Genomic DNA, 11,686 nt, shown 5'->3' on the forward strand with positions numbered 1-11,686 from the left:
TAAGGGAGGGAACACTCGCTGCGAGTGTTCCCTCCCTCTGCGGTCTGCCTCTGTCTCCGCCTCCGCCCTCAGCCGTCCCCGGCCGGGGAGCTGCGAGAGGCGTCAGTGGCGCGGGCCCTGCTTCCGCTCGCGCCAGTTCTCGCCCTTGGCGTCACCACGACCGCGCTCACCCTTGGCCTGGTCGTACTCGATCTGCTCCTTGCGCACCTGGTCGGAGACCTCGCGGTTCTCGGTGACCTTCTCCGTCTCCAGACGGACCCGCTCGACGGGCACGGATTCCTTGCTGACCACCGGCCTCTCGGCGTGCAGGGTCACCTCGGCCTCCTCCTCGCCGATCTTCGCGCGCGTGCCGTCTCCCTCACGGATGGGCTCGCGGACGACACGGACCTCCTCGTGCGAAAGGGGTACGGACGTCGTCACGTCCTCGGTGACGACCACCTTGCGCAGGCGGGCCCGGCCGACCGTCTCCTCCTCCTTGCCGACGTGCAGCCGCTCCTCGGAGCGGATCATCTCGTCACCCTTGCGGTCGCGGTCCGCTCCGGCGCGGGTCGCGAACTCACGACCGCCTCCCGCACCCGCTCCGGCCAGGTCGCCGCGGCCGGCGGCGCCGGGCCGCATGCCACCGCCCGCCACGCCGCCTGCCATGCCGCCGGCGGTGGCCTCGGGCCGCGCGAGCCCGTAGTGCCGGTAGAGCTCGTGCTCCTCCTCCGGCTCAAGGTGCTGGTCGGCGTCCACGCGCGGGGCCTCCTTGACGGCCTCCTTCGTGGTCGCCACATGCAGCTGGTCCTCCTGGCGACGGGCGCCGGCGAGCGGGACGAAGCTCTGCTTCATCCCGAAGAGACCGGTCTTCACGGTCACCCACTCGGGGCGGCCGGTACGGTCGTCGAGGTAGACCTGCTCGACGCTGCCGATCTTCTCGCCGGTCTGGTCATAGGCCGTCAGGCCCGCAAGCCCGTCGGGGTTGGTGAAGGCCTCGCCCTGCGTCATGGGTGATCACTCCCTTGGAGCGCGCGACGGGCAGAATCGACTCTCGCCACGGACGACGCACGCCTCCCCTCCACTCCGCTCCGTACCGCTTCCTCCCGCAACCAGGAGAGTCACGCAGCGTGCACGGATCGCGAGACAAAGGGCCTGCTGAGGCACGGTTGCGGCGATCGGACCGGTCTGATGCGGCCTGCGCCTGATTAGCCCATTCGTGTGACGCCTTTCGAACCCCGCTGCGGTTCCCGGCCGCGCGAGGAGCAGATTGCGCAGCCACCGGTACGGGGAGACGTACGGGAGGACTCTGCCGCCCGCCATGATCGCAAGCTAGGTTGAGCCGCATGAGCAACCTTGACCGTCAGGCGGTTCCCTCGCTGTGCGGCGGGCGCGGGTTCGTCGTCGCCGAACCCGTCCGTGAGCTGCTGAGCCCGCGCCGGGTACGGCTCGGCGCGTCGACCGAGGTCCGCAGGCTGCTGCCGAACCTCGGGCGCCGCATGATCGGGGCGTGGGCCTTCGTCGACCACTACGGCCCCGACGACATCGCCGACGAACCCGGCATGCAGGTGCCGCCCCACCCGCACATGGGCCTGCAGACCGTGAGCTGGCTGCACGAAGGCGAGGTGCTGCACCGCGACTCGACCGGCAGCCTGCAGACCATCCGCCCGCGCGAGCTCGGCCTCATGACGTCGGGCCGGGCCATCTCGCATTCGGAGGAGTCACCGAAGCCGCACGCCCGCCTCCTGCACGGAGCGCAGCTGTGGGTGGCGCTGCCGGACGCGCACCGGCACACCGACCCTGAGTTCGAGCACCACGCCGAGCTGCCGACGGTCACCGCGCCCGGCCTGCGAGCGACGGTGATCCTCGGCGCCCTGGACGGCGCCACGTCCCCCGGCACCACGTACACACCGATCGTCGGCGCCGACCTCACCCTGACCTCCGGCACCGAGGCCCGCCTGCCGCTCGACCCCGACTTCGAGTACGGGGTCCTGTCGATGGCGGGCGAGGTGCACGTCGACGGCGTACCAGTCCTGCCGGGCTCGATGCTCTACCTGGGCTGCGGACGCAGCGAGCTGCCCCTGCGGGCCGCGTCGGACGCGGAGTTCATGCTGCTCGGCGGCGAGCCCTTCGACGAGGAACTGATCATGTGGTGGAACTTCGTCGCCCGCACACAGGAGGAGGTCGAGCGTGCGCGCGAGGACTGGATGGAAGGGACCCGATTCGGCGAAGTGCACGGGTACGACGGAGCACCACTGCGGGCACCGGAGCTTCCGGACTTGCCTCTGAAGCCGCGATCACGTCCACGCTGACCTGCGAGAACACACTATGGCCGGCCAAATCCCACGGCGTCCCCCTCAGGGGCCGAGGCACTCCTCCAGGAAACCGCGGCTGGCCGTGTGCTGGGGCTCGGTGTCGAAGACCTGGCCGCCGACGACGGCCAGCATGTGCCGCATGGCGTCGTACGGGTTCTCGTAGTCCTTGCCCCGCGTGGCGGCGCGGGTCTCTGCGGCCAGGTCCTTGGCTACGTCCTCGGCGTGTTTGTCCCAGTCGGCGAACAGATAGCGCTGCCAGGCCGACCCGTTGGGGGGCCGTGCCCAGAAGGCGGTGTAGTCGCCGCCCGGCAGCAGTGTGACGTCGGCCTTCGCGCGGGTCAGCTCCTCGAGCAGGGAGTGGGGAACGGGTCCGGTGTATGGGGACTTCACCACGAACACCCGCAGACGCCGCCCCGCGCGTGCCGCCGCGGCGGCGGCACGGAGCAAGCCGTCGCGGCGGCGGTTGATCCGGCCGTCGTCGACCGAGATCACCCGGGCGAGGCTCTCGCCGTTGTTCTCCACGGTCCTGGTGACGGCGTCCCCGCCACGGCTGTAGCCCGCGATCCAGAGCAGTGGGTCCAGCCGCAGCGGCGCGGAGGAGCCGCCGTGGAACGCGATGGGGGCGAGTCCGCGCACGGACAGCGGCTGGCCGCGCCCGCCGAGCGCCCCGGTCGACCAGAGCAGCGCCACTGCCTGGGCGATGTGCGGGGCGAGTCCCGCGCGCATCGTGTGGTCGTAGGCGCCGTCGACGCCGCCCGCGGCGGGCCAGGGCATCAGCAGCACCCGCTGCTCGGGGTTGTCCGCCTCCTTCAGCAGAGTGGCGGAGCGCGCCAACTGGTGCTCCAGGGCGATGGGCAGGTTCAGGATGTGCTTGCTCGGCCAGGTCTGCGGTCCGTCCTCTTCCTCCTCTTCCTCGGACCTGCGGAAGTGATCCAGGAGCCAGGTGTCGTACGGGGAGTAATAGCCGATGCCCGGGGCCTGTGACCGGTTGCGTCCCTGGAGCAGATAGCGGGCGAGCTGTTCCATGCCCAGCAGGCTGTGCACGGGGGAGGTCAGACCCTTCTCGCGGTCCGACGGGTAGGGGTAGGCGCTGAACACGGGGCGGTAGAAGACCGCGCCGCCGATCCGGGTCTGTGCGGGGAGCGGGCCCATCGCGGTGGGCGGCAGGGCCGCGAACCAGACCAGTGGCACGCCCCAGGTGCTGGCCAGCACGCGCAGCCGGGTGGGCTGCCCGGCGCATTCCGGATCGAGGTACCAGGAGTTGAAGTGCCACTGGCGGTAGGCGGCCGGGGAGCCCGGCACTCCCTTGCGGAGCGTCGGCTTGTGGTGCAGCTCCCACCACAGGCCGGTGATGTCGAGGAAGTCGGCGGCGACGCGCAGCGAGGCGGCGCGGGGGCCCGTGGTGAGAAGCGGGTGGGGCCCGGTGAAGACCTGCGCGGGGCCGCCCTCCGGGAGCACGACGGGCTTCTGCCCCGGTACGACGTCCTGGCCGGGGTGGGTCTTGTGCATGGCCACGACTGTGCGGTTGATGGCGTGCCCGTCGTAGATGGGCACGCCTTGTTCGGTGAGCCGGAGCAACTGGACGACTTCCAGGCCAACGGGGCCGGCGCGGCCTCCGGCCGAGGGGGTGACCCGCACGTCGAGTCGCATCGGCGTCTTGGCAGGGACGTCGAAGACCGCGCCGGTGTCGTCCTGCGAGAGCGGTGCCACGGTCCGGCCCGTGCCGCTCTGCCACCAGTCGGGGAAGGGCGGGTCCAGGTGGATCTCCGCCACCGCCCTCTTGAGCAGGAAGTGCGGTCGGTCGGCCCAGGAGATATGCAGCCTCACCGCTGCTGTCCGGTCTTGGGGTCGTACTGGACCTCGACCGCGACCACCTGGTCGGTGGGCAGCACCTCCACCCACTGGTCGAAGACCTTGTACGGCTCGGCGGGCCGGAAGCCGCCGTCGAGCGGGTCGAAGCCGGTCTCGAAGACCTTCTCGGCGCGCAGCGTGTTGGCGATGTCGGTGTTCTTCTCCTGGAGTTCACGGGCGCGCAGCTCCAGGACCTGGCCGATGGTCTTGTCCCGGTAGGTGTCCGGGTCGCCCGTCTGCCAGGGGTAGGGCTTGGCGAGCGCGGCCTCGCCCTCGACGTGTGCGCCCATCAGCCAGCCGAGGGCCTCGACCTCGTGTCCCGCCCGGATGGGCAGGACGGCGGTGACCCAGGCGGAGTTGAGGAACTCGTTGCGGCGTTCGTCGCCGTCGGTCTGGATCAGCCAGCCCAGGGAGCTGCCCATCGGCGCGGCCTGCGCGTTCTCGGTGAGCGGGTAGTTGATGCGCCATTCGGGCTTGCCCAGGTTCACCGGGTGTGCGGCCTCCGGCGGGTTGTTGGCGCTGGTGTGCGCGTAGTGGCTGGGCACGGTCGCGCCGGCGAGCGGATCGCCCTCGGTGAGGTCCCAGTCGTGCGTCGGGACGGGGACCCGGCCCTGGGAGTGCTCGCCGGCGGCGGAGGCGGCGCCGGGCCGCCAGAAGTCCGGGGCGACGAAGTAGAGCATGCGGTCGACGTCGAACATCTGCCGGATCAGCTCGGAGCCGAGATGGGGGCGGCGTCCGTGGAAGAGGTCGAGCTGGGTGATCAGGTTGGCGAAGACCGACTGCCGCTCTTCCTTGCGCAGTTCCTCCGGCGGGCGCCTGCGCACCTTGCTGACCAGCTCCGCCCGTTCCCGTACGGCGCGGGCGTACGCGGCACGCTGGAGCTTGGCCACCTCTTTGCGGTACTCGGCCAGATCGCGTTCGTAGGCCGCCTGCGCGGGGTTCACGTCCGGCGGGTCCCAGAAGATGATGAGGGTGAGGCTGACGTAGTTGCTGTTGGCGAAGTTGACGAGCTTGCAGTTGACGCGGAACTGGCCCGAGTCACGGTCGATGATCTCGTAGTCGGCGAGGAACTTGGTGCCGCTGCCGTTGCCCGCCTTCGCCTCCTTCAGCCGGATCGGCTTGTCGACCTTGGCGCTGAGCCTGTATCCGGGGCCGGGGGAGACGGGGGTGAAGTCGAAGTGCGCGATCAGGTACTCGTTGGAGTGGCCGTGCCAGAGCCGGTCGAACCCCTGCTGAGGAGTCCAGTCCTCGGCCAGATGGGGCCCGTTGTCGCTGGTGGGGTGCTGCTGGGCGGGGAAGATGTCGGTGTAGCTGGTCTGGGTGAGGCCCAGCGGGTCCGGCGGCACCGGCTTCTTCAGCGAGGTCAGGTCAGGGGCCTCGACCACGTGGAGCAGCTCGCCGAGGCCCAGGCCGCGCCCCGGGTCGCCGACGAAGACCTGCCAGCTCATCTGGGTGCCGATGTGCTGGAGCTGGATGCCGACCTTGCGCATCTTGCGGCGCAGCTCGTAGTTGACGAGCCGGTCGGTGGTGTTCTGGACGACGTAGCGGCGGCTGGAGGTGTCGGTGGTCTCCGTCACCGTCTTGAAGGTGGTCTTGAAGTTGCGGTGGATCTCACTGCTGACCTTGGAGCTCTGGGTCCTGCTGTGCTTGTGCGTCACCTCCGAGGACCTGTTGGTGGTGTTCTTGGTGCTGTAGCTGGTGCTGACGTCGGCGTGGGCGATGCCGACGTAGTTCGCGCCCGCGTTGGCGGTGACGCCGAGGGAGGTCTCGCTGGCGTTGTCCTCCTTGACCGCGTCGGCGACATCGGTCTGGTCGGTCAGGGACTCCTCCGTGCGTACGACGCTCTCCTCGGACTGCTCGGCGCTGCGCTCGACGAGAGTGCGGCGGGTGGAGGTCTCCACCACCTCCACAGTGCCGCCGGGGCTGAGCCAGAGGTGACCGACGGGGGCGCCCAGGAAAGTGTCGAACTCGAAGAAGTATTCGCGGAAGAGGTCCACCAGGCCCACCGGGCTGAGGATGCCCTCGGTGGGCGGCTGCGGCAGCGCGAGCGCGGAGTCCCCGGCGCCGTCGGGCGTCCAGAGAAGGGGGCCGAGGCCAGGGACGTCGAGGTCACGTGCTGCCTCGCCGCTGAACAGCTCGCGCGCCGGACGCTCGCCGCCGCCCGCCTCGGCCAGACGACTACTGCTGGAATAGCCGAGCCATCCGGGCAGCGGCTGGTAGACGCCGAAGAGTTCGCTGGCGTATGGCAGGGTCCCGGCGAAGTCGGTGACCGGGCGGCCGTTGGGGGCCCTGGGGGTCGGGGCGGGAGCGGGGAGCACCTGGGTGTTCCCCACGTCCTCGCCCTGCGCCTTGGCGAAGGGCGTCACCGTCCACGGGGTGGAGCCGGTGCGTGTCACCAGGAACAGCTCGCGCTCCTGCTGGGCGGGCGGGGCGACGAACGCTAGGGTCTGCGTGCCCGGCGTAGTGATCACCCGCCCGGTATAGGTGCGGCTCAGGCCGCCGTCGGGTTCGACGAACATGCCCTCCAGAGCGGCCACGCCGGGGAACAGCCGGGGGTCGCGCACATCGGCGTCCGCCGGGACGGCCAGAGCGATGCGCTGGCCGATGCGCAGGTCGGCCCCGATGCCGGGTTGTACGGAGTAGGACCAGATCTGGTGCGGCAGGCCACCGCCCGCCGTGCCCAGTGGTGTCCTGCCGGTGAATGTCACGATCAGCGCCACGAGTTCACTCCACGTCTCATACGGTCGCGAGGCTGCGCCATCTCGTTCGGAGGATGCCGCACCGCGCCCGCGCCCCGTCCCGGTGCGGTCGTGGGCCGGTGGGCGTGCGGGACCCGTGCGGCTAGGTGTTGTGAAGAGGACGGTCGGGTCCCGGGCCGGGCGGTGCGCGGGCGGCCCGGAGGGGCAATCCGCGCCCGCGACCCCCTGTTTCCGGTGTGTCTGGCGAGGTGCGGTTGGCAGGGTGGCTGCCTGCTCAGGGTGGTCATGCTGGCACGGGATGGGGCTGAGTGGCGCGTACGTGCGCCCGCACGCCCCCCTTTCGCTCCTGTGCGCCCCTGAGGCGACGGTCCGCCGGTAGCGGCTGGTCTCCTCGCTGGGTGAGGGGGCGGGTACCGGCCCGGGAGATCTCCTGGGAGCGTACAGGCCGCGACGAGCGGCCCGTGACCCACGAGATCCTCGACGAACTGCCCCCGGGCAAGGCGCTGGCTCACCTGCGCAATGTCCTCGTCGCGACCGGCGCCTTCCCGCCCCGCGATGAACGGCTCATCGCTCTGGAGAAATGGACCACCAGCACGGTCCAGGCCCGTACCGATCTCACCGAGCGCCGGATCCTGCACGGCTACGCGGTCTGGCACCACCTGCGCCGATTCCGGCGCCGCCTCGGCGAAGACCACACCATCCGGCTCCAGTACCTGAACGTGCGCTGCCACGTCACCGCGGCGAACTACTTCCTCGACTGGCTCACCACAAGGACTCACACTGGGGACCTGCACCCATCCGGACCTGGACCGCGTCGCGGGGCTGCTGCTGATCCTCTACGCACAGGAGATCGCCACCACCAGCCAACTCTCTGTCGATGACGACCACTTGGGCGGCAACACTGTCCCCATTACGTCCGGCACCTCGCCGATCGTCCTGCCCGCGCCGTTGGCCGGCCTCGTCCGCGAGCTCGCCGCAACCCGCTGCGGCAAGGCCAAGAGGCGCCCACGGATCGGGCAGTTCGCTCGCCTCCGTGCGAAGGCGCTGCCACTCCTCTTCCGCCTGGCGGGCGTACTCAGCGTCGGGATGTATCGGCATGACGCCTGAGTCTGCCGTATCCAGTGTCAACTGTGGTGCTCAAGTGCCACCTGAAGTACACACCTGCTCCGCCACCAAGGGCTGTCCCGCAGCTGCTGCGGTGCTGGCGGACGAGCCGGCGACCAGCTGCTGTCTGCCCCAGCACCGAGCGTTCCTGCGATGGCGCGCCGCCGACTCCGAGGCCGGACTGAGAGCCGCGGCGGACACAGTCCTTGCAGACCCGGCCACGGTCTGGGAGCAGTGCGGCACTTGGGCCTCGGACGGCCCGGCGGTGCTCATGGACTCCGCCGAAGCAGGTGCCGACCTGGGCATCGAGTACCCCGATGGTGGGATGCCCGCTGAGGCGCCGGTCCTACTGCCCGCCGGCCGCTGGAGGGTCCGCGCCACGCAGACCGGGGTGGACGAGGAGAACGGGGTCGGCCTGGTCCAGCTCCTGCCCGCCGAATCCTGAACCGACAGTGCTTCAGGCTGGGTGCGGTCAGCCGCGCCGCGAAACGGCCCCACCGTCACCATCACCATCGCCTTTCAGGCCGCTACCCGCGGTTCGTCGACATGACCCAGACGTAATCCGGCGATTTGCCGGTTCCCGTATTTCGTGTCGGTCTCACGGCCGATGTCGGCTGGATGTCGGATACGACGCGGCGTGCGGACTTGCGGGTGCACGGCGCCGGCCGGCAGCCGGTGCCACGCTCACGGGATGTCGAGAAGGACCTTTCCGACGACCCCCTTCTCGAGCGCGGCGTGGGCGTCAGCGACGCGCTCCAGCACGAAGCGGTGCAGCGGCAGTCCGGCTTCCTCGCCCACGCGCAGCGCCCCCGCGTCCACGGCCGCCGCGACGTCGGTGAGCGCCTGCCGCTTCGCCGCAGGCGGCACGGTGTAGACGAAGACGCTCTGCCAGCGCAGGTTCGCCGGCAGTGAGGTGAGTACCGGGACGGACAGCCGCTCCCCCTCGCCACCCGAGTAGTAGGCCACCACGGCCCCCGGGGCGGCCACCACGATGTCGAGAGAGGTGTTGGCGCCCGGTGCGACCTCCACGACGATATCGACGCCTTCGGGGGCGAAGTCCAGGATTTCCGCGGCCGCGTCCTGCGTGCGGTAGTCGACCACCCGGTGGGCGCCGGCTGCGCGCGCCAGCGCGGCCTTGGCGGGGCTGCTGACCGTGGTGACTACACGCGCTCCGGCCCAGCGGGCGAGTTGAACGGCCGCGTTGCCGACAGCGCCGGCGCCGCCCGCCACCAGCACGGTGGTACCCCGCAGGGTGCCGGGCGCGATACGCCCCGGTCCGCCGTCATGAACGGTCAGCGCGCGGTGGGCGGTCAGGGCCGGGACGCCCAGGGCGGCGCCGAGTTCGAACGGGGCGTGGTCGGGCAGGGCGACGGCATGCCGGTCAGGGACGAGTGTGTATTGCTGTGCCGTTCCCCAGGGCCTCTCCCACGCGGCCTCCCAGATCCACACCCGCTGTCCGATCCGCTCCGGGTCGACCTGCGCACCGACGGCGTCGATCACCCCGGCTCCGTCCTGGTGGGGCACCTGTTCGTTCATGCCCTGTGGCAGTGCGCGTCTGCGGCTGCGCCAGTCGGTGGGGTTGACGCCTGAGACGTGCACACGAACCCGTACCTCACCAGGGCCGGGCTCGGGCACCGGACGCTCGACGAGTTGGAGGACCTCGGGCCCGCCGGCAGCCGTCCGGATGACGGACTTCATGTCTCACCCTTCCTTCGTTCACCCCTGGGGAACAGGCGGTCGGCACCCGGGGAGGACGCCGCTCTGTATGGGGCTGTTCCCTCTGAACTCTTTTACGGAGCGGGGTATTCCGAGAGTTTCGGTGAACTCTGCGGGTACGTACCTGGCGTTGAGAAGGCCGGGATCGACGAGGTGAGGAAGCCAGCCTGCCTGCGCTGCGGGCGCGTACGCATGCTGCAAGCGGGCTGTACCCGGCGGGCGGGTCCGCCGGGGTCGCGAAGGCATCCTCGCCGCCCACGCCGATTGCGGCGACCGCGCCCGCGCCGCCCGCGCCTACGCCCGCCGCACCACGACGGGCTGACGACGCCGCATCGTCGGCTCGGCACGACACGCCCCCGGCACAGCCAGGCCTGCGCACCTCGCCGCACCTACGTTGCGGCGGCGTACGCGCTAGGGATCGGAGGCCGCGCCTGGACCGGTCCCATCGCCGACGGGGCCGTCAAACAGGCGGCCTGCAGGACCGGTTGCCCCTGCGCCCGTCACGACCCGGCTCCAGCTACTCCCCGCGAACGCCTCGGGGCGAGCAGGTCCGCGTCGCCGAGGAAGTCCTGACGCCGGCCACCTACGCGAGTTGCGCACCGCCCCGGGGACTTTACGTCCGACAGCAGGGCGCGGATGGCCGTGACGCGGCATCACCGGAATGTCATTCGACTCCGGGTCCTTGCTCAGCTCTCAGGGCCGGTAGATGTACTCCGCCAGCGTCGTGTGCTTCTTCCAGCCCAGCGTCTCGTACAGCGCACGCCCGGCGTCCGTCGCGCCGAGAACGCCGAGGACCGCGCCCTCCCCCACGGCGTGGTCGGCGAGCGTACGCATCACGAGGCCGCCCAGCCCGCGCCGTCGATGGGCCTCCTCCGTCATCACCCGGTCCACGACCACGGCTTCCCCGAGCGACGCCATCTGCCCCTTGGCCGCCTGATGACCCGTCGCGTCCAGTACGCGCACAGTGGTAACGGCTCGCACGGTCTCCACGGCCACGGTGTACCCCTCGGGCACGCCCGGGCGCGTGGTCATCAGGTCGACGGCCATCAGGTGGCCGTCCTCCTCCCGCGCCCACCCCTGAGGCAGCCAGGACTCGGCCTCCTCCGATTCCGCGGGCATCTTCATCCAGGTGCGCGGCATGGACACCGAGGCGGCGGCACCGCGGACCAGCGTCTCCTCGGCCCGGGGCAGGACATGGCGTCCCGCTTCATCGGGGCTGTCGGCCACCTCTATGTAGAGCCCCCAGGGCGTCTTGACCGGCGGGGGCGTCCGCCGGGACACCGCCCAGCCCGCCACCCAGGTCCTGACCAAGTCCTCAACCATCAAGCCCCTCCGAAGTCGCGACCGCGCCAACGGCCAGGTAATAGGCCGTAGTCGACATCACACATTACATTGTCGTGGAGTCCTGGCAGCTGATTTTCGGGGCAGGAGGCAGGTCTTGACGTCGGTGTCATGCAGTCGGAGTGCGGAGTGCGAGGTCATGCCGGCCTCAGCCGGTTGCCACCGGCTTTGACTTCGCCATGCCGCCGCGGTGACAGCGCCATGCCGATCAGCCGAGGGAGGGCGGCTGCCCCCAGGGCGCCTCCAGCGCCGCCCGCAAGGCATCGGCCGCCTTCCGGCCGATCCGCTCGGCGAGCTGGTCCTCCAGCCGTTCGAGGGTGCGGACAGCCCGGCGGTGTGCGCGTTCCCCCTCTTCCGTGCGCCGGATCAGCCGCTGCCGGGCGGAGCCGGGGTCCGGGACCTGTTCGAGCAGCCCGGCGGCGATCAGACCGTGCACGGCCTGGTGCGCGGTCTGCCGGGTGACACCCATGCGCCGGGCCAACTCCGACACGGTCGTGCCCCCGCCGTCCAGGACGGCGAAGAGCTGTGTCTGCGTCGGGGACACCGGCGTGACGCCGTCCGCTTCCACGGCGGCCAGCAGCCCTTCCTCGAACCAGCGGCGGGCCTCACCGAGCAGTTGGGGGAGATTGCGGCGGGTGTCTTGCATCTGTTCCTCACGACGACGGACGGCGGGGCCGGATAGCT

At 70.8% G+C, this 11,686-nt stretch carries 9 protein-coding genes; 3 read left to right on the forward strand and 6 right to left on the reverse strand.

Annotated elements, in window-relative coordinates:
- Nucleotides 1-102: 102 nt before the first annotated feature.
- The gene (locus AC07DI_RS08305) at nt 103-987 is read right to left on the reverse strand and encodes a DUF2382 domain-containing protein (RefSeq protein ID WP_478903039.1); all 885 of its coding nucleotides are present in this window, start codon (nt 985-987) and stop codon (nt 103-105) included.
- Between the two features lie 335 nt (nt 988-1,322).
- On the opposite strand from AC07DI_RS08305, the gene AC07DI_RS08310 reads away from it, so the two are divergent.
- A complete protein-coding gene (locus tag AC07DI_RS08310) occupies nt 1,323-2,288 on the forward strand; it encodes a pirin family protein (RefSeq protein WP_478903040.1) in 966 nt (321 codons plus the stop codon).
- Nucleotides 2,289-2,333: 45 nt separating this feature from the next.
- Here AC07DI_RS08310 and AC07DI_RS08315 read toward each other — a convergent pair whose 3' ends face one another.
- Complete coding sequence (locus AC07DI_RS08315; protein WP_478903042.1) at nt 2,334-4,118, reverse strand: hypothetical protein; 1,785 nt, start codon at nt 4,116-4,118, stop codon at nt 2,334-2,336.
- Nucleotides 4,115-6,862, reverse strand: a complete 2,748-nt coding sequence (locus AC07DI_RS08320) for an ATP synthase subunit B family protein (protein ID WP_478903044.1) — start codon at nt 6,860-6,862, stop codon at nt 4,115-4,117. Before AC07DI_RS08320 ends, AC07DI_RS08315 begins: the two co-directional genes overlap by 4 nt.
- 440 nt (nt 6,863-7,302) lie before the next feature.
- On the opposite strand from AC07DI_RS08320, the gene AC07DI_RS08325 reads away from it, so the two are divergent.
- The gene (locus AC07DI_RS08325) at nt 7,303-7,722 is read left to right on the forward strand and encodes a hypothetical protein (RefSeq protein WP_478903046.1); all 420 of its coding nucleotides are present in this window, start codon (nt 7,303-7,305) and stop codon (nt 7,720-7,722) included.
- 260 nt (nt 7,723-7,982) lie between these two features.
- Nucleotides 7,983-8,390: an Imm21 family immunity protein gene (locus AC07DI_RS08330; RefSeq protein WP_478903048.1), complete on the forward strand. Its 408-nt coding sequence runs from the start codon at nt 7,983-7,985 to the stop codon at nt 8,388-8,390.
- A 239-nt stretch (nt 8,391-8,629) separates the two neighbouring features.
- Here AC07DI_RS08330 and AC07DI_RS08335 read toward each other — a convergent pair whose 3' ends face one another.
- The 3 genes from AC07DI_RS08335 to AC07DI_RS08345 form a co-directional block, all read right to left on the reverse strand.
- Complete coding sequence (locus tag AC07DI_RS08335) at nt 8,630-9,643, reverse strand: NADPH:quinone reductase (protein WP_478903050.1); 1,014 nt, start codon at nt 9,641-9,643, stop codon at nt 8,630-8,632.
- A 711-nt stretch (nt 9,644-10,354) separates the two neighbouring features.
- Nucleotides 10,355-10,984, reverse strand: coding sequence for a GNAT family N-acetyltransferase (locus AC07DI_RS08340; RefSeq protein WP_478903051.1), 630 nt, complete (start codon nt 10,982-10,984; stop codon nt 10,355-10,357).
- Between the two features lie 226 nt (nt 10,985-11,210).
- Nucleotides 11,211-11,648: a MarR family winged helix-turn-helix transcriptional regulator gene (locus tag AC07DI_RS08345; protein ID WP_478903053.1), complete on the reverse strand. Its 438-nt coding sequence runs from the start codon at nt 11,646-11,648 to the stop codon at nt 11,211-11,213.
- Nucleotides 11,649-11,686: the final 38 nt, after the last annotated feature.

It is taken from the genome of Streptomyces sp. NPDC044106 (genome assembly GCF_056433985.1).

Excerpts from the sequence above, each read along its gene's own strand:
- AC07DI_RS08305 (WP_478903039.1), bottom strand. The coding sequence starts at position 987 with ATGACGCAGGGCGAGGCCTTCACCAACCCCGACGGGCTTGCGGGCCTG.
- AC07DI_RS08310 (WP_478903040.1), top strand. The coding sequence starts at position 1,323 with ATGAGCAACCTTGACCGTCAGGCGGTTCCCTCGCTGTGCGGCGGGCGC.
- AC07DI_RS08335 (WP_478903050.1), bottom strand. The coding sequence starts at position 9,643 with ATGAAGTCCGTCATCCGGACGGCTGCCGGCGGGCCCGAGGTCCTCCAA.
- AC07DI_RS08340 (WP_478903051.1), bottom strand. The coding sequence starts at position 10,984 with ATGGTTGAGGACTTGGTCAGGACCTGGGTGGCGGGCTGGGCGGTGTCC.
- AC07DI_RS08345 (WP_478903053.1), bottom strand. The coding sequence starts at position 11,648 with ATGCAAGACACCCGCCGCAATCTCCCCCAACTGCTCGGTGAGGCCCGC.